The organism is Gluconobacter vitians (assembly GCF_015244565.1).
GTDB lineage: Bacteria > Pseudomonadota > Alphaproteobacteria > Acetobacterales > Acetobacteraceae > Gluconobacter > Gluconobacter vitians.
This window is the reverse complement of record NZ_JABCQG010000004.1, coordinates 151,919-177,800: the sequence shown is the minus strand read 5'-3', so window position 1 is coordinate 177,800 and position 25,882 is coordinate 151,919. Positions and strand designations below refer to the sequence as shown.

Here is a 25,882-nt window from a genome sequence, read left to right as displayed (position 1 = left end):
GGTCCGATCTGATGGACACGTCTGTTACACGTCCCGAACTGCTGCTGGTTGCAGATGCAGTTTCCCGCGAGAAGAACATCGACCGCGAGGAAGTGCTCGAAGCCATGGAGCAGGCCATCCAGAAGGCTGGCCGTGCAAAGTACGGGCATGAAAAGGACATCCGCGCGACGATCGACCGCAAGAGCGGCGAAGTCCGTCTGAGCCGCTGGACCGAAGCGGTCGAGCATGTGGAGAACGAGGACACCCAGATCCCGCTGCACATCGCCCGCAAGTTCCAGCCGGAAATCCAGGCCGGCGAGCATCTGGTTGATCCGCTGCCGCCGATCGATTTCGGTCGTATCGCAGCGCAGACGGCCAAGCAGGTCATCGTGCAGCGTGTGCGTGAATATGAGCGCAAGCGCCAGTACAACGAGTTCAAGGACCGCGTGGGCGAGATCGTCAACGGCACGGTCAAGCGCACCGAGTACGGCAACCTCATGGTCGAGATCGGCCATACGGAAGCCCTGCTGCGTCGCGACGAGCTGATCCCCCGCGAGTCCTTCCGCAATTCTGATCGCGTCCGCGCTTACATCTATGATGTGCGTGACGAGCCGCGTGGCCCGCAGATATTCCTGTCCCGTACGCATCCGGCCTTTTTGGCCAAGCTGTTTGCGCAGGAAGTGCCGGAAATCTACGACGGTATCATCGAGATCAAGGCTGTGTCCCGTGATCCGGGATCGCGCGCCAAGATGGCCGTGATTTCCCGCGATGCGGCGATTGATCCGGTTGGTGCCTGCGTTGGTATGCGCGGCTCCCGCGTTCAGGCCGTTGTGGCCGAACTGCAGGGCGAGAAGATCGATATCATCCCCTGGAGTCCGCAGGCTGCGACGTTCGTCGTCAATGCGCTGGCCCCGGCTGAAGTCAGCAAGGTGGTGATGGATGAGGAAGCAGGCCGTGTTGAGGTCGTGGTGCCGGACGAGCAGCTTTCGCTCGCCATCGGTCGCCGTGGTCAGAACGTGCGTCTGGCCAGCCAGCTGACGCGCTGGGACATCGACATTCTGACGGAGGCCGAGGAATCGGAGCGTCGTCAGGAAGAGTTCCGCAAGCGCTCCTCGCAGTTCGTTGAGGCGCTGGACGTCGATGACGTGATCGCGGGCCTGCTGGTGACGGAAGGCTTCCACACGATCGAGGAACTGGCCTACACCGATCCGGGCGAGCTGAACGATATCGAAGGTTTTGACGAGAGCGTGGCTGAAGAGCTCATGCATCGCGCCAACGACTATCTGGCCAGCAAGGAGCAGGCCCTGGACGATCAGCGCAAGGCGCTGGGTGTCACGGATGATGTGGCCGAGCTGGGAACCTTCACGAACCAGATGCTGGTGACGCTGGGTGAGAAGGGCGTGAAGACGCTCGACGATCTGGCGGATCTGGCCGGCGACGAACTGGTGGAGATCCTCGGTGAGGATGCCATCGACGAGGATGCCGCCAACGAGATCATCATGGCAGCCCGTGCGCACTGGTTCGATGGTGAAGAAGCCGACTCGGCAAAGCCCGAAAACGGTGATGAGGAGTCGACCGACGTCTGATATTTCTGATACTGATAATGGTCCCGTTCGTGGTGCTCTAGGGCGTCGCGGCTCGGAGCGGCGATGCATCGTTACACGAGAGCAGAAGCCGCCTGAAGGCATGATCCGTTTCGTGGTCAGCCCGGATAACCGGGTTGTGCCCGACCTCGCCGGAAAACTTCCGGGCCGGGGAATGTGGTTGAGTGCCAGCCGGGATGTGTTAGATAGCGCCCGCACACGACAGGCTTTTGCCAGAGCGGCAAAAGCCCAGGTGATCGTACCGGATGGCCTGGCCGATCTGGTCGAGGCCGCGCTGGTGCAGCGGATGCTGGACGCAGTCAGCCTGGCCCGGAGAGCGGGTCAGACGGTCTGTGGGTTTCAGAAATGCCGGGAGTGGCTCACTTCAGGCAGGGTAGGGGTGGTGATCCGTTCGGAAAGTGCAAGCCCGGACGAGTTCTCCAGACTGGTGTCGGGCCGGCGTTCTCTGCCGGTGGTGACAGTTCCCGATCGGGTCCTGGAATCGGCGTTCAGCCGGGACCGGGCGGTCTATGCGGTGATGGCGCCAGGAGCGCTGGCACAGCGCCTGATCGCCGAACATGAGAGATTTTCGGGAGTGGCAGGACGTCCGCTCCCAGACCCCGCAGGGGTCAGTAAGGAACAGGCGGAACTATGAGCGACGGCAACGAGCGCAACCAGGACGGAAACAACACCCCATCACAGGGCGGCGAACAGACCAGAAGCAGCCGCCTGTCGCTTCGCCCTGCTGGACGTCAGGAGGTCGGGCGTACTGTGGATGCCGGATCCGTACGTCAGAGCTTCAGCCATGGCCGTTCCAAGGTCGTGCAGGTTGAGGTCCGCAAGCCCAAGCGCAATGCGTCCGGCCCGGGTGCCGGTGCGGCGGCCCGTGGTGGCCGTGCGGGTGGACGTGCCCTGACGGCAGCCGAACTGGCAGCCCGCCAGCGCGCCCTTGAGGGGCAGCGCAAGGCGGCTGCTGAAGAGGCTGCGCGGCGCGAGGAAGAAAAGATCCAGATCATGTCGGCTGCCGAGGCTGCGCGTCGCGCTGCCGAGGAAGAGCGTCTGATCAGCGAACAGAAGGCTGCGGAAATCGCCGCCCTGAAGGAAAGCGAGCAGCAGGCTGCCCGTGAACAGGCTGCGGCTGAAGCTGCGGCACGCGCTGCCGAACAGGCTGCTGCTGAAGCAGCAGCACGCGAAGCCGAGGAAGCTGCACGTACGGCTCCGCTCGATCCGCGCAGCCACTCGACCGGCGGTGTTCAGCTGGCGGCTCCGGTACAGCGTCTGCGTCCTCTGGCCGAGCGTGCGATCATGCCGCCTCGTCCGGTTCAGCCGTCGCGTCCGGCAGCGTCTGCGTCTGCACCTGCCCGTAACAACGAAACGCTTCATCTGCGTTCCGGCGCCGCTGGTGGCGATGACGAGCGTCGTCCCGCACCGCGCCGCAGTGGTCCGGGGGCTGCTGCTACACCGCAGCGCCGTCCGTCCGCACCATCCCGCAAGGGTGGCGGCAGCGATCGCCGTGCAGGCCGTATCGACGTCCGTGCTGCAATCGAAGGTGATGACGACAAGACGCGTTCGCTGGCTTCGGTCCGTCGCCAGCGTGACCGCGAGCGTCGTCAGGCCGAGCTGGAGCGTCTGCGTTCCGATCAGGTCCGCGTCGTCCGTGACGTCATTGTTCCGGAAACCATCACGGTCGCCGAACTGGCCAACCGTATGGCCGCCCGTCAGGGTGAAGTCATCAAGGCACTCATGAAGATGGGCGTCATGGCAACGGCCGCGCAGAGCATTGATGGCGATACCGCCGAGCTCGTGGTCGAGGAATTCGGCCATCGCATCAAGCGTGTTTCCGAGAGCGATGTTGAAATCGGTATCGAGGGTGTCGAGGACAGCGAAACCGATCTGAAGCCACGTGCTCCGGTCGTCACGGTCATGGGTCATGTCGATCACGGCAAGACCTCCCTGCTCGATGCGCTTCGCACCACGGATGTGGCTGCAAGTGAAGCCGGTGGCATCACGCAGCATATCGGCGCGTATCAGATCACGGCGCCGTCCGGGAAGAAGATCACCTTCATCGACACGCCGGGTCATGAGGCCTTCACTTCCATGCGTGCCCGCGGTGCATCGGTGACGGATATCGTGGTGCTGGTGGTGGCTGCGGATGACGGCGTGATGCCGCAGACGATCGAAGCCATCAAGCACGCCAAGGCGGCCAATGCTCCGATCATCGTGGCGATCAACAAGATCGACAAGCCGGGTGCCAATCCGAACCGCGTGCGTCAGGAACTGCTGAACCACGAGATTGTGGTCGAGGAAATGGGTGGCGACACCCAGGACGTCGAGGTTTCGGCTCTGAAGCGGATCGGTCTGGACAAGCTCGAAGAGTGCATCCTGCTCCAGTCCGAAATGCTGGATCTGAAGGCCAATCCGGATCGCGTGGCCGAAGGTGTGGTGATCGAAAGCCGTCTGGATCGTGGGCGTGGCCCCGTTGCCGCCGTTCTCGTCCAGAAGGGCACGCTGCGCCGGGGTGACATCGTGGTGGCCGGTGCCGAATGGGGCCGTGTCCGTGCGGTGCTCGATGACCGTGGCCGTCAGGTCAAGGAAGCCGGTCCGTCCATGCCGGTCGAAGTGCTCGGCCTGACGGGTGTGCCGGGTGCGGGTGAGCCGTTCGTCGTTGTCGAAAACGATGCGCGGGCCCGTGAGATCAGCGAGTTCCGTCAGCGGAAGATCAAGGAGAAGGAAGCGGCGTCGCAGGTTGCGGCCCGTGGAACGCTCGATCAGATGCTGGCCCGGATCCAGGCCGGTGTGCAGAAGGAAGTTGCCCTTCTCATCAAGGCTGACGTGCAGGGTTCGGCGGAAGCCATTTCCACGACCGTGCAGAAGCTGGCCCATGAGGAAGTTGCTGTCCGCGTTCTGAACGCCAGTGTCGGTCAGATCACGGAAAGCGACATCCAGCTTGCCAAGGCTTCCGACGCCATCATCGTGGCCTTCAATGTCCGTGCCACCACGCAGGCCCGTGAACTGGCCCAGCGCGAGGGTGTGGACATCCGCTACTACTCCATCATCTACCAGGTGGCGGATGACGTGGAGCAGCTGGTCAAGGGTAAGGTTGCGCCGAAGCATCGCGAGAAGTTCCTCGGCTACGCAGAGGTCCGTCAGGTGTTCAACATCACCAAGACCGGCAAGGTCGCGGGTTGCTATGTCACCGAAGGTCTCGTCAAGCGCGGCTGTGGCGTGCGTCTGCTGCGTGACAACGTGGTTATTCATGAGGGCGAGCTGAGCCAGCTCAAGCGCTTCAAGGATGACGTCAAGGAAGTGGCACGCGGTTACGAATGTGGTCTGTCCTTCGCGGGTTACAATGACCTGCGCGAAGGCGACATGGTCGAGTGCTATGAAATGGAAGTGATCCCGGCTTGAGCTCCCGTTCCAGACATGACGTGAAAGGTCCCGCGGGCGTCTCCGCTCACGGGCCCAGCACCCGCCAGCTCCGGGTGGCCGAAGAGGTTCGCCGGGTTCTGGCGGAGCTGTTTGCCCGGACCGAATTCCGCGATCCGGAACTGCTGGATGTGCGGATTACGGTGACGGAAGTCCGTATCTCTCCGGATTTCAGACATGCCACGGCTTTCGTGACGCGTCTGGGACGGAGCGATGTGGAGGTTCTCCTGCCAGCCCTGAAGCGGGTGGCACCTTTCCTGAGAACGGGGCTTTCCAAGGCTCTCAATCTCCGGACGGTGCCGGAGATCCACTTCCAGCCTGATACGGCGCTGGATAACGCCATGGAACTCGACGAGATCATGCGGTCTCCGGAAGTCCAGCGGGATCTGAACTCCAAGCCCGAGTGACTTTTTTAAAAAACGCCTCTCACTTCCGGTGAGGGGCGTTTTTGCATTCCGGCCCCCTGCTGGTCTATCAGCGGCCTTCAAAAGCAAGGACGGGATGTATGGGCAGGAAACGTGGACGCGATATCGACGGGTGGCTGATTCTCGACAAGCCGCTGGGGCCGACCTCCACGGATATGGTCAATAAGCTGCGATGGGCTTTTGATGCGAAAAAGGCCGGTCATGGTGGAACGCTCGATCCGCTGGCTTCGGGCGTCCTGCCGATCGCGTTCGGCAAGGCCACGCGGACCATTCCCTACATCATGGACGCGACAAAGCGTTACCGTTTCACCCTGACTTTTGGTGAAAGCCGGACGACGGATGATCTTGAAGGCGAGGTTCTGGCGACATCTCCCAACCGCCCGACCGATGACCAGATCCGTGCTGTTCTGCCCGCGCTCACCGGAAATGTCATGCAGGTGCCGCCCGTTTTTTCAGCGCTTCGGGTCGGGGGCGAGAGGGCCTATGACATGGCGCGGGCCGGCCGTCCGCCTGAACTTCCGCCACGTCCGGCGCGGATCGATTCGATAACGCTGGTGGAACGTCCGGACGCGGATACGGCCGTATTCGACGTGCAGTCTGGCAAGGGCGTCTATATGCGTGCGCTCGCGCGTGACATCGCGCTAGCCTGCGGAACGATCGGGCATATCTCGGTGCTGCGGCGGATGAAGTGCGGGCCGTTCGATCTGAGCCACGCCCTGACGATCGATCAGATATCACTGGACAAATCGACTCAAACTGTGGACAAGGCCGATGCTCTTCCGGCTCCTCTGCTGGATGCGGCGACCGCGCTGGTCGACATCCCGGCGCTGGCCGTCACCGATGCGGAGGGAAGGATGCTTGTCTGGGGGCAGTCGATAGACCCCGCGGACCTTGTGCATCCTCTGCCGGCATCGTCGCAGGGGGAAGACCATCTGTGGCGCGCGATGATCGGAGAGCACGTGCTGGGTCTGTGTCATGTCCGTCATGGGCGGCTCAGGGCAGCGCGGATGCTGGAAAACCACGAGTTTTTTGGAGAACACGATGTCGATTACCGCAGAACGCCGTACGGCGCTGATTTCTGAGTACAAGCAGAGCGAGACGGATACGGGTTCGCCGGAAGTGCAGGTTGCAATCCTGTCCGAGCGTATCGTCAACCTGACCGAGCACCTGAAGACCCACAAGAAGGACTTCCACTCCCGTCGTGGTCTTCTGATGATGGTCGGTCAGCGTCGTAGCCTGCTGGACTATCTGAAGCGCAAGGACCAGGCCCGTTACCAGAGCCTGATCGAGCGTCTCGGCCTGCGTCGCTGAGCTAGATCTGTCCGGGAGCCTGCTCCCGGACATCCCGCCATCGCCTGTCCGGCGGTGCGGGTGCGCGACCGGCGTTTCAGGCCACATGGTGTCATGTCGGGGGCTTCCCGCCATCACCGCCATGCCGTCCGAAACGCTGCTCCGCCACCTGCCGGACGCCCGGGGATGGTTTCATCCTTAATTTGGGAAAACATGCATGTTTGATTATTTCCGTAAGGAAATCGAATGGGCCGGACGCCCCCTGATCCTGGAGACCGGCAAGGTCGCACGCCAGGCAGACGGCGCGGTCATGATCACATATGGCGACACGGTCGTCCTCTGCACCGCTGTTGGTGCCAAGACGGTCAAGCCGGGACAGGACTTCTTCCCGCTGACGGTCAACTACCAGGAAAAGGCTTATGCCGCCGGCAAGATCCCGGGTGGGTTCTTCAAGCGTGAAGGTCGTCCGTCCGAAGCCGAAGTCCTGAACGCACGTCTGATCGATCGTCCGATCCGTCCGCTGTTCCCGGAGAACTTCCGCAACGAAGTCCAGATCACCGCAACGGTTCTGAGCTACGACAACGAGAACGATCCGGCCCTCGTGTCGCTGATCGGCTGCTCGGCTGCGCTGACGCTCTCCGGTATTCCGTTCTTCGGCCCGGTCGCCTGTGCGCGCATCGGTCGCATCGACGGCAAGCTGGTCGTGAACCCGACGCATGACGAGATCAAGGATAGCACGCTCGACCTGATGGTCGCCGGTACGGCCGAAGGCGTACTGATGGTTGAATCCGAAGCCAGCGAGCTTTCGGAAGAGACGATGCTCGAAGCCGTCACGCTGGGTCACACGTCCTTCCAGCCGGTCATCGATGCCATCATCGCGCTCGCCGAGCACGCTGCGAAGGCTCCGTGGGATCTGCCGTCGCTGACGAAGGAAGAAATCGCCCTTCGCAAGCGCGTCGAGAAGGTCGGCAACAAGCTGATGGCGGATGCCTACAAGGAGCGTCAGAAGCAGGCCCGTTACAAGAAGGTCGCCGAAGCCAAGGACCGGATCAACGAGATCCTGGCCGAGGAAGGTCTGGACGTCGAACTGGCCAAGCCAATGCTCAAGGAGCTTGAGGCACAGGTCGTTCGCGGCTCCATCCTCAAGACGGGCATCCGTATCGATGGCCGTGACCTGAAGACGGTCCGTCCGATCCTGGCCGAAGTCGGCATCCTGCCACGCGCTCATGGGTCTTCCCTGTTCACGCGTGGCGAGACGCAGGCCCTCGTGGTCGCAACGCTCGGCACGGGTCAGGACGAGCAGATCATCGACGCGCTGGAAGGTGAATACCGTTCCAACTTCATGCTGCACTACAACTTCCCGCCGTACTCGGTTGGTGAGTGTGGCCGCATGGGCTCCCCGGGCCGTCGTGAAATCGGTCACGGCAAGCTGGCATGGCGCGCAATCCACCCGCTGCTGCCGAGCAAGGAAGCCTTCCCGTACACGATGCGTGTGGTTTCCGAGATCACGGAAAGCAACGGTTCGTCTTCCATGGCAACCGTCTGCGGCTCCTCGCTCGCCCTGATGGATGCCGGCGTTCCGCTGCCGCGTCCGGTTGCCGGCATCGCCATGGGCCTGATCAAGGAAGACCGTGGCTACGCCGTGCTGTCCGATATCCTGGGTGATGAAGATCACCTCGGCGACATGGACTTCAAGGTGGCCGGTACGGCTGACGGCGTGACCGCGCTGCAGATGGACATCAAGATCACGTCCATCACGCCGGAAATCATGAAGATCGCCCTGGAGCAGGCCCGTGAAGGCCGTATCCACATCCTTGGCGAAATGGCCAAGGCCCTGACGGAAGGCCGTTCGGATGTTTCGGGCAATGCTCCGAAGATCACCACGATCTCCGTGCCGAAGGAAAAGATCCGTGATGTGATCGGCTCCGGCGGCAAGGTGATCCGCGAGATCGTCGAGTATTCGGGTGCAAAGGTCGATATCGGTGACGATGGCACCGTGACGATTGCTGCTTCGAACGACGAGCAGGCCCAGAGGGCCATCGCCCGCATCGAAGGCATCGTTGCCGAGCCGGAAATCGGTCGCATCTATGATGGTAAGGTTGTTAAGACCGCCGATTTCGGTGCGTTTGTGAACTTCCTCGGCCCGCGTGATGGCTTGGTTCACATCTCCGAACTGGCTGAAGGCCGCGTTGCGAAGACGACCGATGTCGTCAAGCAGGGTGATGCCGTGAAGGTCAAGGTCATCGGTTTTGACGACCGCGGCAAGGTCAAGCTCTCCATGAGGGTTGTCGATCAGGCCACGGGCGCCGATATTACGGAGAGTGTGGGGGCCAAGCCGGGCCGTCCGCCCCGTCGCGACGCCGAATGAGTGTTGGGGCGGGGCTCGCAAGGCCCCGCCTTTTTTTTCTGAGTATCGGAGACAGCCAGTCCCCATGAAATCTATTGATACCCTCCGTTTTGGTGGTCAGGATGTGCTGCCTCTGATCGAAGGGGGCAAAGGTGTTTCCGTCTCCACGGGCGTTTCGGCCGGACACTGGGCTGCCGCCGGCGGGATCGGAACCATCTCGGCCGTCAATGCGGACAGCTACGATCAGGATGGCAAGCCCATTCCGCAGATCTACCATGGCCGGACCCGTCGTGAGCGTCAGCAGGAACTGATCCGCTACGCCATTGATGGTGGCATCGCCCAGGCGAAGATCGCCCACGATATTTCGGGCGGCAAAGGCCGGATCAACGTCAATATCCTGTGGGAAATGGGCGGAGCCGAGGAAGTCATCACGGGCATCCTCGAAGGCGCTCCTAGCCTTGTGCATGGTCTGACCTGTGGCGCGGGCATGCCGTATCGCCTGTCGGACATCGCGGTCCGTTTCGGGATTCCGTATTATCCGATCATCTCCTCGGGACGCGCGTTCAATGCCCTGTGGCGGCGTGCTTACAGCAAGGCGCCCGAACTTCTGGGTGGCGTGGTCTATGAGGATCCGTGGCGTGCGGGCGGTCATAACGGCCTGTCCAACACGGAAAATCCGCTGTCTCCGGAAGATCCGTATCCGCGCGTTCTCGAACTGCGCCGCGTCATGCGCAATTACGGTCTGGACGAGACGCCGATCATCATGGCCGGTGGTGTCTGGCATCTTGAAGAATGGCAGGACTGGATCGGCAATCCGGAACTGGGGCCGATCGCCTTCCAGTTCGGAACCCGTCCGCTGCTGACGCAGGAAAGCCCGATCCCCGATGCCTGGAAGCGTCGCCTTCTGACGCTGAAGAAGGGGGATGTGTATCTGAACCGCTTCTCCCCGACCGGGTTTTACTCATCAGCCGTCAAGAACAGCTTCTTGAACGACCTTCGCGAGCGCTCCGAGCGTCAGGTGCCGTACAGTCAGGAATCTGGCGACGGATATGAAGCGTCCTATGGCGTTGGTGCCCGCAAGCGCGAGGTGTTCGTGCCGGCGGCTGACCGTCCGCGCATTGCGGAATGGGAGGCAGCGGGCTTCACGGAAGCACTGCGCACGCCGGATGATACGCTGGTGTTCGTGACGCCGGAAAGCTCGCGGGAAATCCTTGCGGACCAGACGGCCTGCATGGGCTGCCTGTCGCAGTGCCGCTTCTCCAACTGGATGCAGAAAGAGCCGTACACGACAGGTCAGAAAGCTGACCCCCGGTCGTTCTGTATCCAGAAGACGCTTCAGACCATTTCCCACATTCCGCCCGGTGCGGATGAGGATGTGGTCATGGACCATAATCTGATGTTCGGCGGCACGAATGCGTGGCGCTTCGGCACGGATCCGTTCTACGCGAACGGCTTTGTCCCGACGGTCGGCCAGCTCGTGGAGCGTATCCTGACCGGTCGCTGAGGACATGGTCCGCGATCCTCTTGCTACTGGTCCGTCGTCCCGGCCTGCCCCCAACAGGGGCAGGCCGTTCGACTTTCTGACGCAGTTTCTGGCGCGACATTCCGTGCCTGTCAGTCCGGAGCAGATTGCTCCGGCCGAGGGAAGCCGGGCTGCGGTGGCAACCGTCATGGCGCTGCTTCCCGCGCTTTACGAACAGCAGGCCGTGCTGGCCTGGGCTGCCTTTGCGGCGTTCTGGAGCTGCCTGATCGAGCCGGGCGGGACGGCGCGCGAGCAGTTCCGCATTCTTGGACTTTTCACGGTAGGCGGCGCGATTTTGGGGGGGGTGACCTCCATTGTCGCGGATTATCCGCTGTGGGGTGTGCTGCCTTGGCTGGTGCTGACGGGTCTGCTGACAGGCATGGCGCGGGCGCTCACGCCGTCCATGGCGTTGCTTTGCGCGCTGCTGGGCTGCGTCATGCTGGCGGGAACGGGGTTTCCGGCGCATGGATTGCAGGACGCGTTCGTCATTGCCCTGGCGTTCGGCGGAGGTGGCGTCTGGGCCATGCTTCTGTGCCTCGTCATCTGGCCGTTGCATCCCTATGCGCCAGCCAGGCGGGCCGTGGGGAGCTGTTACCGGCTGCTTTCGGTCATGGCGGGCGAGATCGCGGCGGGGCGTCTTCAGGAAACGGTTCATCGGCAGAATGTACGCACCGCTATCGAGCGCGCGCGCGGTCTGGCGCTCCAGATTGATGCCGGGCACGCCAGCTATGGCATGCGCGGGCGCCTGATTGCGTCTCTGGCCGGGGCGGAGCGTCTGTTCACAGCCATGCTGGCGGTGGAGCATCTGGTCGAGACGCGCGGGCTGGATTTCGAGGCTCGGGGCACGCTCGCCGCTTTTTCCGCGCTGTGCCAGCATGCCAGTGACGCGGCACTTGAGCCCACGCCGGATCTTGAACGTCTGGCGTCGGAAGGGCTTGCGCTGGCGGAGAGCATTCCTGCGACGGCTGGTCCGATCGGGGAGTTGGTGGCCACCAGTGCGCGGACGCTGGGAACGCTGGCCGAAGGTCTGGCACAGAAGGCACGGCTGCCGCTTGATGCCGAACTGCCCCGGCATGTGGTGCGCCTGACGCCGGCGATCTGGCAGCATACGCTCCGGCTCGTCGTAGGGCTGCTGGCCACTTACATGACGAGCTGGTGGCTCGGGCTGGATTACGGGTTCTGGGCGCTGGTGGCGGTGCTACTGGTGATCCAGCCTTCCGGGCAGACGACGCTGGTGCGGGCGCTGGAGCGTGTGCTCGGGACTGTGGGCGGTGGCGTGCTGGCGCTGCTGCTGACACCGTTCCTGCCGGGTTCGGCGCAGATGCTGGCGGCGGTGGCGGTGTTCGTGATCGGGGCCATCGCCATGCGGGCGGTGAATTATACCATGCTTGTTGTGTTCATCAGCGCGCAGTTCATTGTCGTGACGGAAATGATCATGCCGTCGCAGGGTGTGGCCTGGATGCGGATGCTCGATAACACGCTTGGCAGCGTGATCGGGCTGCTCTGTGCCTTCATGGTCTGTCCGCAGCGGCGCGGGCAGGACATGGACGGTCTGCTCCAGACGGCGGCGGTCGGAAATCTGCGCTATCTGGCGGCTGTGCTGACCCGCGATGATCCGGTTGTCACGGACAGGATCCAGCGCCAGGCCGGGATCGACACGACCCGGGCGGAGTTTGCCCGTGGCTCGCTGCCCATCCTTGGTGGTGTCTCGGCTGTCGGGGAGCGTGCGACGCAGGCTCATGCGCTGTTGCGGGCCCTGCGGCGTCTGAGCGGAGAGGCGACACTGCTGCGGTTCGATATTTCGGCTGGTCTGTGTGACGGCGATGCCGAGGCCGGGGAGCGGTGGCGTGTCACAGCGGCGTCACTTGAGGCTGGGGCGTCACTGTCGGATATTGCCCGAAAGATCGAGAATGGTGAGGTCATGGCCGAGATTGCGGCGCTGGAGCGGGCGGGGCGTAATTCGGCTTCGTCAGGCAGCTAGGGCCTGAAAACAGGAAAAGCCGGAGACGGGATGTCGTCTCCGGCTTTTTTTACGCGGACTGGTCGGGAAGGATGTCAGTGATGGCCGCCGCCACCATGACCGCCACCTCCGCCATGGCCACCGCCACCCGGTCCGCCACCGTGGCCACCCATTCCGCCCGGACCGCCATGGCCTCTACCGGGCCCGCCGCCCGGTCCACCATGTCCGCCCATGCCTCCGGGGCCACCATGACCACCGGGTCCGCCACCGAACCCGTGTCCTCCCGGTCCACGTCCTCCGGGGCCGCGACCGCCGGGGCCACGTCCACGATAGGGGCCGACGCCGTAGCCGCCGCCCCAGCCGTCGCCCCAGCCACCACCCCAGCCGGTGTCGTAACCGCCATAATAGCCACCGCCGCCATAGCCGCCGTAACCATCATAACCGTATCCGTCATAACCGACGCAGCCGGACAGCATGCCGAGCAGGCAGAGCGCACCGCCAATGCGGGCGAAGGTCTTCGTTGTCCGACGGGTCATTTCGCGTCTCCTGCCGCGATGGGATCATGCCATTCCATGACGCCGAAAGCGGCGCCTGCCGGATCGGCAAGGATGGCGATCATGCTGTTCTGATGATCGAGATGCGGCTCGACCAGAACGCGGCCGCCGAGCTGCACGGCTTTTTCGGCGGCACTGCCCACACTGTCCACCTGCACGAAGCTGAGCCAGCGGGCTCGTGCGTTGGATGGCAGGCGCGGAGGCAGGGGATTGACGGTTGCGCGCGCTACGGACTGGGATTCAAGGATGTAGCGCTGGTTGGTGTCGGGGGCCGGGGCGGCCTCGACCTGATAGCCGAAGAGTTTCTGGTAGAACCCGGCGCTGGCCGAAGGTGTGGAGGTCAGGAGGGCGTTCCAGATCCAGTCACCCTGTGCGGTGGCGTCCGTATCGTTCGGATCACCCTGCGGCGCGCGCAGGGTGGCGAACAGGGCGCCCTGCGGATCGGCGATGATGGCTTGTTCGCCGCGGCCTTGGATCATCGTCGGACGGAAGACGACCTTGGCACCCCACTGACGGGATGATTTTGCCAGAGCCGGAACGTCAGGCGCCGAAATGAAGGGGAGCCAGATCGGGTGGGGCGGGTTGGCGGTATCGGGCAGGGGACGCTCGACAAGCCCGGCGACAACATGGCCGTTCACGAGGGCTTCGGCGTAATGGCCGCGCGAGACGGGGCGGTCCTGAAAGGTCCAGCCCAGAAGACTGCCATAGAAGGATTTGGCCCTGGTCAGATCGGGTGTCGTGAGCTGGGCGTAGACGATCTTGCCGGGCAGGACGGGCGCGCTGGTGGCCGCTGCGGGCTGGGTATCGGTCGTCTGGGCATGGGCGGCGGGTGCGGCGGCCGTCAGGCCGAGGCCGATGGAAAGGGCCGCCGAGAGCGTAACGGCAGCCGTGCCTGCTCGGGAAGGACGGGGAAAGGGGGGCAAGGCGGCACTCCTTTTTGTTCGGGCCTGCGCGGAGCACCATTTGGGCGTTGGCAGGGCGGAGGGGGAACGTCATGTGGTTCCCCGGAATAGGAGCATGACGTTTCATGTCTCATACCGTTCCCGGAATGCAGCGAAAATGAGGATGGCTGGGTCCGGAAGGCTTCAGATCAGGGCGAGTTCGGCCAGCTCGCGACGAAGCTGGGGTGGAAGCTCGGCGATGCCATCGTCACCGAGACTGTTGCCGAGATCGGGCGGGGCATCTTTGGGTTCCAGATAACGCCAGCCCTGAAACGGGCGCATGGGGCGTGGCTGGACGGGGATGATTTCGTCAGATACGACAATCAGCGTGCCCGTGCTGCCATCCATGCGCTGGCAGCTTTCCAGCCCGATGATCGGCTGGCGGCACAGGATCATGCCGTCCATCACGCGGTACAGCGAGCCGCCGTCCAGCACCTCTTCGGCCCGTTTGGGCATGGTGCGGGTCTGGACGGTGGCGTGGCCGTTGACTCGGTAGTTGTTCAGCCGTTCGCGCAGGACTTCAATACTCGGGCAGCCGACGGCCAGCTTGATGATGTTCAGCATGTGTGTCGGGTGCCCTCCTTGGGTTAGTGCCTGCCCAGAGCGTTCTGGGACTGCGAGACGAAATCGTTGATGAAGCGCGTTTTGTCGATAGACTGCACGATCTTCACCTTGCGCAGGCCCATGGCCTTCGGCGCCGTGGAGTCCGGCCAGATATGGGCGTGGCCGTAATCCATGCCGTGTTCGATGTTAATGTCCATGACGGCCGTAACGGATTTCGTGACCAGTGTGGGATCAACGGCGATGGCGGAGGTCAGTTCATCCCACAGGGGCAGAGGGGCCTGGTACTTTTTCAGATAATCCGTGACGGCGTTGTGCTTTTCATCGATGCGGTTCGCGAGTTCGGGCGTCATCATGATGTCGTTCGAGACGTTGCCGACGCAGGTGATGGAGGCCCAGGGTGCGGTCAGGGTGATGCGGGCGGCTTCGGGGTCCATGATCATGTTGAAGTCGGACGCGAAATCGGCATTGCCGGTGACGGACATCATGCTGGCATCGAGCAGGCCGCCCATGAAAACGAGCTGTTTTGCGGTCGCGGCAAAGGTCGGGTCGATGCGGATGGCCAAGGCTAGGTTCGTCAGCGGACCGGCGGCGATAACCGTGACCTGATGCGGATGGGCGTGGACCTCGCGGATCAGGAACATGGCGGCCGGGAGCGGATCGGCGGCGGTATGCGGCGCACCTTCCGGCAGCTTGCCGACGGCGGGCTGTGTGGCCGGTACGTGCTCGATGGAGCCGAGACCGCCCCAGGCGCCCTTCCACGGAATGATGCCGAACTGCTGTTCGCGCAGCTTTGTCTCGGCCACCGTGTTGACCAGCGGCGTGGTGGCACCGTCAGCCACGGGGATCTGCGTCTGGCGGGCGATTTCCAGAAAGCGGAGGGCATGCGCCGTGCCCGCGTTTTCCCAGTCATCGCCAATGACAGAGGTCAGGCCCAGCAGCGTCACACCGGGGCGGTTGAGCAGCGGAATGATGGACTGGATGTTGGAGCCGCCCGGGCCGAGGAAGTCGTTGTCGAGTACGACATAGTTCGGAGCGGGGTTCGAGGCAGGAGCAGCGTTCGCAGTGGCAAACGGGGCCAGCACGGTGCAGGCGGCCAGAAGGGCAGAGAGAATGGGTCGGCGCATGGTCTCTTCCAGATGGATTAAGACCGGATCATGCCTTCAAGTGACGAGACGCGCCAGTATTGCTTCAAGCCGGAGCCGTCCTTCGCCCGTCGCGCGCAGAATGCCGTTGTCCCGCTCAAGGTAGTTTTCCTCAATGCAGGCTTCGAGCAGGGCCGGGTCCACACAGTCCATGAGCGCTCGTCCCGTGCGGGCAGCAAAGCGGGCTTCGTCGATCCCTTCGGATAGACGAAGCCCCATCAGCAGCGCCTCGCGACCCTTTTCTTCCGGAGTGAGGAGCGTTTCCTCCGTGCTGCCGGAGCCTGTCTTTTCGACGCGCTCGGCCCAGGGCTCCGGCGCGCGATGGCGGCGGGTGGCGTAGAGTTCGCCATCCAGCGTGAGGCGTCCGTGAGCGCCGGGACCGATGCCGATATAGTCCGCATAGCGCCAGTAGGTGAGGTTATGCCGGCTTTCGGCACCGGGGCGGGCATAGTTCGAGACTTCGTAAGGCAGGAGAGCATGACGGGCCGCGATTTCGCCGGTCAGGTCATACAGACGCGCGGCAGTGTCTTCGTCGGGGAGGGTGAGTTCGCCGCGACGGTGCATGGCTTCGAACTTCGTGCCGGGCTCGATGGTGAGCTGATAGAGCGACAGGTGATCGGCCACGAGGTCGAGCGCGGTGGTGAGTTCGTCCGTCCAGTCGGCGTCGCTTTGACCGGGCCGGGCGTAGATCAGGTCAAAGGAAATGCGTGGAAACAGGGTTCGGGCGGTTTCGAGCGCACGAATGGCCTGTGTGGCGGAGTGTTCGCGGCCCAGCTTGTGCAGGGCATCGTCCCGCAGGCTCTGCACGCCGAGCGAGACGCGGTTGACGCCCGCCTGACGGAAAGCGGCGAATTTTCCGGCCTCGACGCTGGTTGGGTTGGCTTCGAGCGTGATTTCGAGATCATCTTCCGCATCGAACAGGCGATGCGCGTCCTCGATCAGGGCGGCAACGGTTTCGGGCGCCATGAGTGAGGGCGTGCCCCCGCCAAAAAAGATCGAACGCAGGGGGCGTTTGACGCCATCGTGGGTCAGGCGGGCAGCGTCATGCGCCAGTTCGCGGCGCAGGGCCTCGGCGAAGCGCTTCTGCGGGATCACCTCCCGGACATGGGAATTGAAATCGCAGTAGGGGCACTTCGCCAGACAGAAGGGCCAGTGGATATAGAGGGAGAGGGGCCCGGGTTGTGATGTGGTTGTCAAATGGCGATCCGGACGCCGAACTCCACCACGCGGTCAGGCGGGATACGCAGGAACTCTGTCGTGGAGGCGGCATTGCGCAGGAGAAGAAGGAAGATCCACATCCGCCAGAGCTGCATCTTCGGCACGCGGGAGCGCACGACGAGCTCATGCGACGTGAAGTACGAGGCCTGGATGGCGTCGAAGGCTACGCCCAGCGCATTCAGTTCCAGCAGGGCGCGGGGAAGATTGGGCATCTCCATAAAGCCGTAGCGGACGATGACGCGGTGGATGTTGGGTGCGAGTTCCTGAACGATGGCGCGGTGGCCGCGCTCGGCTTCCGGCTTGTCGAGGTTTTCGACCGTCACGAACAGGATGTGGTCGTGCAGGACCTTGTTGTGCTTGAGGTTATGCAACAGCGAGTTCGGCACGACATCCGGATTGGCGGTCAGAAAGACGGCCAGACCCGGGACGCGGATCGTGCGGGACTGCGGCAGGCGGGCGAGGAAGGAGCCCATCGGCATGGAATCCGCCTGCTGGCGGGCGGCGATGAGGCTGCGTCCGCGCTTCCAGGTGGTCATGATGATGGTGCTGATGATGCCGATTGCAAGCGGGACCCAGCCGCCATCGGGGATCTTGAGTACGTTCGCGGAGAAGAAGATGCTGTCCACGATGAAGAAGAAGCCGAAGACGATGCCGACCGTGGCGGATTTCCAGCCAAAGACGCGGCGGAACACCACCATGGCCAGAACGCAGGTGCACAGGAACGTGCCGGTCACGGCGATGCCATAGGCCGCGGCCAGGGCCGAGGAGGAGCGGAAGGCCAGAACCAGTACCAGTGCGCCGAAGGCGAGGATCCAGTTGAGGGAGGGCAGGTAGATCTGCGCTTCTTCGGAGGCATTGGTGTGTACGATGCGGGTTCGGGGCAGGTAGCCAAGCTGGATGAGCTGGCGGCACAGGGAGAAGCTGCCCGAGATGCCGGCCTGCGAGGCGATGACGGTCGCAAAGGTTGCGAGGATCAGCATCGGGATCTGCGCCCAGTGCGGCACCAGCAGATAGAACGGGTTGGACAGGGCGTGCGGATCGTGGATCAGCAGGGCGGCCTGTCCGAAATAGTTCAGCGTCAGGGACGGCAGGACGAAGAACAGCCAGGCCTTGCGGATGGGCGCACGGCCGAAATGGCCCATATCGGCGTAAAGCGCTTCCGCACCCGTCACGGAGAGCACGACCGAACCCAGTGCGATGAACGACAGATAGCCGTGCATGATGATGAATTCGAGCGCAAAGGTCGGGGACAGGGCGAGCAGGATATGCGGATAGAGGAAAATGCCCTTGATGCCGAGAATGGCGAGCACGCTGAACCAGCAGACCATGATCGGCCCGAAAGCCTTGCCGATCCTGCCGGTTCCCAGCACCTGAACCGAGAACAGCCCGACCAGCACGACCATCGCCAGCGGGATGATGATGTGGCTGGCAGAGGGCACGGAGGTTTCGATGCCCTCCACGGCTGAGAGCACGGAAATGGCGGGGGTAATGATGCTGTCGCCGAAGAACAGGCAGGTGCCTGCAATGCCCACGAGGCCGAAAAGCCATCGGAAATGCTGCGACTTGCAGACGCGCTGGGCCAGGGACATGAGCGCGATGATGCCGCCTTCGCCATCATGGTCGGCCCGCATGATGAGGATGACGTATTTGATGGTGACGATGAGCATCAGCGCCCAGAAGGTCAGGCTCGCAAGACCCATGATCTCCCAGGGCTGGGCCGGGGCCTTGGGGGAGCTGACAATGCTGACCGAGGATTGCAGCGCATAGAGCGGGCTTGTGCCGATATCGCCATAGACCACGCCCAGAACCGCGAGCAGGGCACCCATGCCAACGGGACGCTCATGGCCGGAGCCATCCTCTTCGCCGCCAATTTCGTGGGTATGTCCCTCCGAGCGGGCCTGCTCGATCGTCTGGACGACTTCACCGGAGTCGCTGGGAATCCCTACGCCATGAGGAGGGTTGGAGGCGTGGTCACCGTCATGTTCAGGCATTGCTGGTTCCATTTACGGGCGTCAATAGAGTGCCGCTGTCTACTGTCACAGCGCTTCTCAAGCGCGGCTCCGCATCAGGGCAACTGTCCCTCATGACAAGATTTCTGCGGCGGACGCAAGCCGCGTGTCAGGATTGTGGCGCGGGGCGGGCTCCGAAAATGGCGGTCCCGACCCGGACCAGCGTCGCATTTTCGGCAATGGCGGTTTCAAAATCAGCGGACATTCCCATCGAGAGCACTGGCAGGCCGTGCCGCTCGCTCATGTCGCGCAGCAGACGGAAATGGGGGGCAGGGTCTTCGTCTTCGGGGGGAATGCACATCAGGCCGCGGATCTTCGCTCCGAATCTTTCGAGCGAGGCTTCGATGAAAGCATCAGCCTCTTCGCGCGGAACACCGGATTTCTGCGGTTCGTCGCCCGTATTGACCTGAACGAGAAGCTCGGGAAGGCGACCGGCCTTCTGTACGCCCTTCTCGATGGCATCGGACAGGGACGGGCGGTCGAGGCTTTCGATCATGTCGGCGATCTGGCAGGCATCGGTGGCCTTGTTGGTCTGCAGGCCGCCGATGATGTGCAGGCGCAGGTCCGGGAAGCTTTTGCGGAGTTCCGGAAACTTGGAGGCCGCTTCCTGCACGCGGTTCTCGCCAAACAGGCGCTGGCCGGCTTTCAGGGCGGCTTCAACGCTCTCGATCGGGTGGAACTTGCTGACGGCGACGAGGGAGACATCCGTCTCTGCACGTCCGGCCTTTTCGCAGGCCTGGGCGATGCGGTGACGGATGGTGGCGAGGTTCTGGGCAATAAGATCGGACATGTCTGGAGAAGACGCCATTGCGTCCGTGGCCGCAAGATGCGATTTCGGCAGGATGCGAGAGACCGATAGCCAGTCATGACCCAGAAGCCTTCCAATCCGTCGCCCCGTAATCCAGCCTCCGGAAACCGGAGCGGTGGTTCACGCCGTTCGCGGGGCCCTTCGCAGGGCAGGACGCAGGAGCGCCGTCCCGCGCCGGATCCGACGCGGGATCTGGCGTTCGATATCGTTTGCGGTGTGGTCGAGCATCGCCGGATGCTGGAGACGACGCTGGATCGTGCGGGACCGATGGATCCGCGTGACCGTGCGTCCGCCCATCGTCTGGCAGCGACCACCCTGCGTCATCTGGGCAGCATGACCGAACTGCTTCAGCCGATGCTGCGACGCGAGCCGCCCGAGCCGGTGCGCTGTGCGCTGCTCATGGGGGTGGCGCAGCTGCTGCATCTGGAAACGCCGCCTCATGCGGCTGTGGGGACGATCGTGGATCTGCTGCGTCGTCGTGGTCTTGCACCGTTTGCGGGGCTGGCCAATGCGGTGCTGCGGCGTGTGTCGCGGGAAGGGCATGATCTGCTGGAGGGTCTGGACGAGGACCGGCTGGATGTGCCGCCCTGGCTGTGGAGCGCATGGGGCAAGCGGGCGCGGGCGATTTCGCGCGGCCTGCATCGTGAGGCGCCGCTGGATCTGACGCTGCGTCCGGGGGCTGTTGCGCCGGAAGGTGGCGAGGTGCTGCCAACCGGCTCCGTCCGTTATCCGGCCGGCACGCGGATCACGGCTCTGGAAGGGTTCGAGGACGGCGCGTTCTGGGCGCAGGATGTGGCTGCGACGATGCCGGTGAAGCTCATGGGAGACGTGGCGGGCAAGACCGTCGTGGATCTCTGCGCGGCGCCGGGCGGCAAGACGGCGCAGCTTGCGACGGCGGGTGCGCAGGTCGTGGCGGTCGAGCGTGAGGAAGCGCGGGCCAAGCGGCTTGAAGAAAACATTGCGCGTCTGAAGCTTTCGGCGAAGACGGTCGTGGCGGATGCTGCGACATGGCGTCCGCAAACGCCGGTGGACATGGTTCTGCTCGATGCGCCGTGTTCCGCGACAGGGACACTGCGGCGCCATCCGGATGTGCTGTGGATCAAGCGGCCGCGCGATGTGACGGCACTGGCGGAAGGTCAGGATGCGCTGATCGACGCGGCACACGAGATGCTCAAACCGGGCGGCGTCCTGCTTTACGCCGTATGCTCGCTTCAGGACGAGGAAGGTCCGGAGCGGATCAAGGCCGCGATTGCGCGTGGTAGCTGGAAGTTCGATCCGTTCTCGGAAGCCGAGCTGGCCGATATGGCTGTTGCGCGGACCTGGGATGGGATGTTCCGCACCCATCCGGGTCTGTGGAGCGAGCTTGGCGGCATGGACGGATTTTTTGCCGCGCGACTGATCAAGGTCTGATGTCGCCCGGCATCAGGGGCGCATAAGCCCCGATGCCGGATGCTCCGCCTCAGGGAGCGGGGTTGGAATGGACCTGATGGATGGCGTTGATCTTCTCTTCCAGCTCGGGCGTGATGGTCACGCTTTCCGCGCCGAGGATGGTGCGGAGCTGGTCCAGGCTGGTGGCGCCGATGATGTTGGACGTCACGAAGGGCCGTGAGGTCACGAAGGCGATGGCGATTTGGACGGGGTCGATCCCTTCCTCGCGGGCGAGAGCGTGATAGGCCGTGACGGCTTCATCAACGCCGGGCTTCTGGTAGCGCTGGCCACGATCGAACAATGTGGTGCGTGCGCCAGCAGGACGGGCGCCGTTGAGATACTTTCCGGTCAGATAGCCCTGAGCCAGCGGCGAGTAAGCCAGCAGCCCGACCTTCTCCTGAAGCGCCATTTCCGCCAGCCCGATCTCGAACGTCCGGTTGATCAGGTTGTAGGCGTTCTGGATGGACGCCACGCGGGGCAGACCGGTGCGGGAGACTTCCAGAAACTTCGAGACACCCCAGGCCGTCTCGTTGGAGAGGCCGACATGGCGGATCTTGCCTTCGGTCACGAGGTCGCCGAGGACACCGAGCGTTTCTTCGATGGGGACGGAGGTTTCTTCCGGCAGATCGCGGAAAGTCGTGCCGCCTGCGCCGAACAGGCCGATTTTCCGGTCCGGCCAGTGGAGCTGATAGAGGTCGATGTAGTCCGTGCCAAGGCGGCGCAGGGAGCCTTCGAGGGCGTAGCGGATCTGGCGCGGGATCAGGCGGGCTTCCTCGCCATCGGGCCGGAACCACGGCATGGCGGTGCGTCCGACGACCTTGCTGGCGATGACGAGGCGGTCACGGCCACCGCGGGCTTTCAGCCAGCTTCCGATGATCGTTTCGGTTGAGCCCTGCGTCTCGGCGCGGGGCGGGATGGAATAGAGTTCGGCCGTATCGATGAAGTTGATGCCGTGGTCCAGCGCCATGTCGAGCTGGGCGTGGCCTTCGGCTTCGGTGTTCTGCTGACCGAAGGTCATGGTGCCGAGGCAGATTTCGCTGACGGCAATGCCGGTGCGGCCAAGTTCACGCTGTTTCATAAGAAAGACCTGATCAGAAAATGGGGAGAAGCCCCCAGCATGGAAGGCCCGTCACCATTGATCAAGGTGCGGGCCTGTCCGGACCGGGGTTACGGGGCCAGTGTTACGATAACGCGCAACCCACCGCTCGGCCGGTTTTCGAGGCGGACATTGCCGCCCTGACCGTGCAGGATGGTGCGGGCGATTGAGAGGCCCAGACCGCTGCCGCCGGTTTCGCGGTTGCGGCTGCTTTCGATGCGGACGAAGGGCTCGAACACGCGGTCCAGCTCACTTTCGGGCAGGCCGGGGCCGTTATCTTCGATCAGGATCTTGACCACGTTGCCCTTCTCGCCCGGATGGGTGGCGGGAATGAGCGTGACATGTGCGTTGCCACCATATTTCAGGGCATTGAGGATCAGGTTGTTTAGGGCCCGTTTGAGCGCCACCGAACGGGCCTTGATCCGGACGGGGACATGGGGTGGCTCGTAGAACAGGTCGTCGGCCTTGTCCGGCAGGCTTTCGGCCGCCTCGTCCATGATGGTCTGGAGCAGGGCGCGCAGGTCGAGCGAGACGATGGGTTCGGCGGACGCGCTGTCCCGCCCGAAGGCCAGCGTGGCGGAGACCATGGCTTCCATCTCGTCGAGATCGGCCAGGACCTTGTTGCGCAGTTCCTCGTCGTCAATGAATTCGGCGCGGAGCTTCAGGCGTGTGATGGGCGTGCGCAGGTCATGGCCGATGGCGGTCAGCATGAGCGTGCGGTCCGTCACGAAACGGCGGATGCGCAGGGCCATCGTGTTGAAGGCGATGGCGGCGCGGCGGATTTCGGAGGGGCCGTTCTCGGGCAGGGCGGCTGTATGGACGTCCCGGCCCAAAGCTTCGGCGGCATTGGCCAGCGTTCTGACAGGCGCGATCAGGCGCTGTGTGGCCCAGACGATCATCGCACTCCCGGCAATCGACATGACGAGGAAGGCGATCATGAAGGTTGGGGAGCCGAACGGATTGGGCAGGGGGGTGACGAAACGTACCACGAGCCAGCAGTCCCGGTCCGGCAGGAGGATCGAGGTCGAATGCGTGCGCATTTTCTGCCCGATCAGGACCTTGCGCGGATAGAGCGAGGACGGCAGGAGCGCCCAGCGCATGAAGGGCGGCATGTCGCGGCGGCGTATGGTGCCGGGAAAGCGTGGCTCTCCGTTCAGGTGCTCGGCATCCGGATGTTCGCCATCGGGATGTTCGGGAGGAAAGTGGAACTCCGGTCCGCCCGGTGGGCCGCCCAGTGGCCCCCCAGGTGGTCCCATCGGGCCGGGGAAGCCCGGGCCTCCCATATCGGGGCCGGGACGCGGCATGCCCGGATCCATCGGACCGGGAGGCGGAAAGCCCTCATGGCCTGATGGATCGTCATGCAGGCGGTGCAGGAAAGACGGCGATGCCATCGCCGGGAACGGGATTTCATGCCCCTCGATCAGCGGGTCCGGCTCCTTGATCAGCAGCACCGTGACGTTGGAGGGGATGTGCAGGTCGTCGATCGCATCGTGTCGGTCGGCGGGTTTGGCTTCCGCGACCGTGCGATAGATCGAAAAGACCTGAACCTGTTCTTCATGGACCTGACTGCGTTCTTCCAGATCGAAGCGGTCCAGCGCGTGGATTCCGAGCCCCGCCGCTTCCACGACCGCAAGGCCCACGATCAGCAGCAGGCTGGTCCGGGCGACGAGAGAGCGTGGCAGGATGTGCATCGGGTTCAGAGACGCTCCACTTCCGCTGCGAGCACGTAGCCACCGCCACGGACCGTCTTGATGACCTGTGCATTGCGGCCGTCATCCTCGAGCTTGCGGCGCAGGCGGCTGATGGCGACGTCGATGGCGCGGTCGAACGGTCCGGCCTGACGGCCGCGGAGCAGTTCGAGCAGCATGTCACGCGTCAGGACGCGGTTGGCACGCTCCAGCAGGGCCATGAGCAGGTCGTACTCGCCGCCCGTGAGGGAGACTTCGGCACCGTCCGGATTCAGCAGACGGCGACGCACGGGGTCGAGGCACCAGCCGGCGAAATGGATCTTGCGGGTGTCGGAGGCCTGACGCTTGTCCTCGACATCGACCGTCCGGCGCAGGACGGCGCGGATGCGGGCGAGGAGTTCGCGAGGGTTGAATGGCTTGGCGACATAATCGTCCGCACCGAATTCGAGGCCGATGATACGGTCGGTTTCATCGCTCATGGCGGTGAGCATGATGATGGGGACGTTGTCCTGCGAGCGCAGCCAGCGCGCGACTTCAAGGCCGCTTTCACCGGGCAGCATCAGGTCCAGCACCACGAGCTGGTAATGCCCGTTAGCCCAGGCCTTGCGAGCCTCGCGGGCGTCACGAGCGGCCGTGACGCGGAAATGGTTGCGCTCGAGGAACTGGCTCAGCAGTTCGCGAATTTCGCGGTCATCATCCACGACCAGAAGATGGGGCAGGGTTTCCGTGCTCATGACCAGAGGCCTTTCGGGAATGCTGTGACCGCGTTCGGACTGCTCATGCCGTCTGTCCGGAAAACGACGTTTCCGGACAGGGTGTGGATGGGAGCGATGTTATGCCAGCCAGGGGGGAACAGGCAGGTTTTTCGCACGCAGGAACTCCGGGTTGAACAGCTTGGACTGATATCGGGCGCCACCGTCGCACAGAATTGTAACAATCGTATGTCCGGGACCGAGCCTGCGTGCTGTCCGGATCGCGGCGGCGACATTGATGCCGGACGAACCGCCGACGGAGAGGCCTTCTTCCGATGTCAGGGAGAAAATCTGCTCCAGCGCTTCGGCGTCGGGGATGCGTTCGGCGTCGTCGGGGTGAGAGCCTTCGAGATTCGCCGTCACACGGCCCTGACCGATGCCTTCGGTGATGGAGTTGCCGGTGGCGGTGAGGTCGTTGGACTTGACCCAGCCGTAGAGCGCGGAGCCTTCTGGATCGGCGAGAACGATGCGCGGGGCCGCTTTTCCTGCGGCCTTGGCCTGATCGCGCAGGCCGAGCGCAGTGCCGGCGAGTGTGCCGCCGGTGCCGCAGGCGCAGGTGAATGCATCGACGTTGCCGCCCGTCTGTTCCCAGATCTCGCGGGCCGTGGTGGCGCGGTGGCCTTCGCGGTTGGCGGTGTTGTCAAACTGGTTGGCCCAGAATCCGCCGATCTCTTCGGCCAGACGGCGCGAGACATGGACATAGTTTCCCGGATCGCGATACGGCTTGGCGGGAACGAGACGCAGATCCGCGCCGATCATGCGCAGGAAGTCCAGTTTCTCGCGGCTCTGTGTTTCCGGCACGACGATCACGGCCTTGCAGCCGACAGCATGGGCGACCAGTGTGAGGCCGATGCCCGTATTGCCGGCCGTGCCTTCCACGACGGTTCCGCCGGTCTTGAGGGCGCCGGTCTTCAGAGCGTTCTCGATGATGGCCAGGGCTGCACGGTCCTTGACCGAGCCGCCCGGGTTCATGAACTCGGCCTTGCCGTAGATGTCGCAGCCCGTTTCCTCGGAGGCGCGTCTGAGGCGGATCAGGGGTGTGCCCCCGATTGCGGCGGTCATGCCCGGGGAAGTGGTCTGCCATCCAGGCGTGGTGGCCGGGGAGACGGTTTGGCGGTTCGGGGAGATGTCAGTCATAGTTCACTCCTGT

At 63.6% G+C, this 25,882-nt stretch carries 21 protein-coding genes; 10 read left to right on the top strand and 11 right to left on the bottom strand.

Going from position 1 to position 25,882, the window contains the following annotated elements:
- Positions 1-11: 11 nt before the first annotated feature.
- From nusA to HKD24_RS04825, 9 genes are all read left to right on the top strand, one after another.
- Entirely contained in the window at positions 12-1,565 is a 1,554-nt protein-coding gene (gene nusA, locus HKD24_RS04865) for a transcription termination factor NusA (RefSeq protein WP_194259256.1), read from the top strand.
- Positions 1,504-2,217, top strand: a complete 714-nt coding sequence (locus HKD24_RS04860; protein WP_407646352.1) for an RNA-binding protein — start codon at positions 1,504-1,506, stop codon at positions 2,215-2,217. Before nusA ends, HKD24_RS04860 begins: the two co-directional genes overlap by 62 nt.
- The gene (infB, locus tag HKD24_RS04855; RefSeq protein ID WP_194259255.1) at positions 2,214-4,970 is read left to right on the top strand and encodes a translation initiation factor IF-2; all 2,757 of its coding nucleotides are present in this window, start codon (positions 2,214-2,216) and stop codon (positions 4,968-4,970) included. The genes HKD24_RS04860 and infB overlap by 4 nt, the downstream gene beginning before the upstream one ends.
- Complete coding sequence (gene rbfA / locus HKD24_RS04850; RefSeq protein ID WP_011253108.1) at positions 4,967-5,395, top strand: 30S ribosome-binding factor RbfA; 429 nt, start codon at positions 4,967-4,969, stop codon at positions 5,393-5,395. The genes infB and rbfA overlap by 4 nt, the downstream gene beginning before the upstream one ends.
- Before the next feature lie 98 nt (positions 5,396-5,493).
- A complete protein-coding gene (gene truB, locus HKD24_RS04845) occupies positions 5,494-6,495 on the top strand; it encodes a tRNA pseudouridine(55) synthase TruB (RefSeq protein ID WP_194259254.1) in 1,002 nt (333 codons plus the stop codon).
- Positions 6,455-6,724: a 30S ribosomal protein S15 gene (gene rpsO / locus HKD24_RS04840; RefSeq protein ID WP_011253110.1), complete on the top strand. Its 270-nt coding sequence runs from the start codon at positions 6,455-6,457 to the stop codon at positions 6,722-6,724. Before truB ends, rpsO begins: the two co-directional genes overlap by 41 nt.
- Before the next feature lie 196 nt (positions 6,725-6,920).
- Positions 6,921-9,071, top strand: a complete 2,151-nt coding sequence (gene pnp, locus HKD24_RS04835; RefSeq protein ID WP_194259253.1) for a polyribonucleotide nucleotidyltransferase — start codon at positions 6,921-6,923, stop codon at positions 9,069-9,071.
- Positions 9,072-9,135: 64 nt separating this feature from the next.
- Entirely contained in the window at positions 9,136-10,554 is a 1,419-nt protein-coding gene (locus HKD24_RS04830) for an NAD(P)H-dependent flavin oxidoreductase (RefSeq protein ID WP_194259252.1), read from the top strand.
- A gap of 4 nt (positions 10,555-10,558) precedes the next feature.
- Entirely contained in the window at positions 10,559-12,553 is a 1,995-nt protein-coding gene (locus HKD24_RS04825) for an FUSC family protein (protein WP_194259251.1), read from the top strand.
- A 74-nt stretch (positions 12,554-12,627) separates the two neighbouring features.
- Here HKD24_RS04825 and HKD24_RS15450 read toward each other — a convergent pair whose 3' ends face one another.
- The 7 genes from HKD24_RS15450 to HKD24_RS04790 all read right to left on the bottom strand — a co-directional run bounded on the left by HKD24_RS15450 (position 12,628) and on the right by HKD24_RS04790 (position 19,750).
- Positions 12,628-13,068: a hypothetical protein gene (locus tag HKD24_RS15450; RefSeq protein ID WP_194259250.1), complete on the bottom strand. Its 441-nt coding sequence runs from the start codon at positions 13,066-13,068 to the stop codon at positions 12,628-12,630.
- Positions 13,065-14,009, bottom strand: coding sequence for a VOC family protein (locus tag HKD24_RS04815; protein ID WP_194259249.1), 945 nt, complete (start codon positions 14,007-14,009; stop codon positions 13,065-13,067). Before HKD24_RS04815 ends, HKD24_RS15450 begins: the two co-directional genes overlap by 4 nt.
- Before the next feature lie 162 nt (positions 14,010-14,171).
- Positions 14,172-14,591 (bottom strand): DUF1489 family protein, encoded by a 420-nt coding sequence (locus HKD24_RS04810; RefSeq protein WP_194259248.1) that lies wholly within the window; start codon positions 14,589-14,591, stop codon positions 14,172-14,174.
- Positions 14,592-14,614: 23 nt separating this feature from the next.
- A complete protein-coding gene (locus HKD24_RS04805; protein WP_194259247.1) occupies positions 14,615-15,715 on the bottom strand; it encodes a nucleoside hydrolase in 1,101 nt (366 codons plus the stop codon).
- A gap of 36 nt (positions 15,716-15,751) precedes the next feature.
- On the bottom strand, positions 15,752-16,930 hold the full coding sequence (gene hemW, locus HKD24_RS04800) for a radical SAM family heme chaperone HemW (RefSeq protein WP_194259246.1): 1,179 nt from the start codon (positions 16,928-16,930) through the stop codon (positions 15,752-15,754).
- Positions 16,927-18,954 carry a potassium transporter Kup gene (locus HKD24_RS04795; RefSeq protein WP_194259245.1) on the bottom strand — a complete coding sequence of 676 codons (2,028 nt, stop codon included), beginning with the start codon at positions 18,952-18,954 and terminating at the stop codon, positions 16,927-16,929. The genes hemW and HKD24_RS04795 overlap by 4 nt, the downstream gene beginning before the upstream one ends.
- 115 nt (positions 18,955-19,069) lie before the next feature.
- Positions 19,070-19,750 (bottom strand): YggS family pyridoxal phosphate-dependent enzyme, encoded by a 681-nt coding sequence (locus tag HKD24_RS04790; protein ID WP_194259244.1) that lies wholly within the window; start codon positions 19,748-19,750, stop codon positions 19,070-19,072.
- A gap of 75 nt (positions 19,751-19,825) precedes the next feature.
- On the opposite strand from HKD24_RS04790, the gene HKD24_RS04785 reads away from it, so the two are divergent.
- On the top strand, positions 19,826-21,178 hold the full coding sequence (locus tag HKD24_RS04785) for an RsmB/NOP family class I SAM-dependent RNA methyltransferase (RefSeq protein ID WP_194259243.1): 1,353 nt from the start codon (positions 19,826-19,828) through the stop codon (positions 21,176-21,178).
- Positions 21,179-21,227: 49 nt separating this feature from the next.
- On the opposite strand, the gene HKD24_RS04780 is transcribed toward HKD24_RS04785, so the two are convergent.
- The 4 genes from HKD24_RS04780 to HKD24_RS04765 form a co-directional block, all read right to left on the bottom strand.
- Positions 21,228-22,274: an aldo/keto reductase gene (locus HKD24_RS04780; RefSeq protein WP_194259242.1), complete on the bottom strand. Its 1,047-nt coding sequence runs from the start codon at positions 22,272-22,274 to the stop codon at positions 21,228-21,230.
- 89 nt (positions 22,275-22,363) lie between these two features.
- Positions 22,364-23,983: an ATP-binding protein gene (locus HKD24_RS04775; protein WP_194259241.1), complete on the bottom strand. Its 1,620-nt coding sequence runs from the start codon at positions 23,981-23,983 to the stop codon at positions 22,364-22,366.
- A 5-nt stretch (positions 23,984-23,988) separates the two neighbouring features.
- The gene (locus HKD24_RS04770) at positions 23,989-24,714 is read right to left on the bottom strand and encodes a response regulator (RefSeq protein ID WP_062506969.1); all 726 of its coding nucleotides are present in this window, start codon (positions 24,712-24,714) and stop codon (positions 23,989-23,991) included.
- Positions 24,715-24,813: 99 nt separating this feature from the next.
- On the bottom strand, positions 24,814-25,869 hold the full coding sequence (locus HKD24_RS04765) for a cysteine synthase A (RefSeq protein WP_194259240.1): 1,056 nt from the start codon (positions 25,867-25,869) through the stop codon (positions 24,814-24,816).
- Positions 25,870-25,882 lie beyond the last annotated feature (13 nt).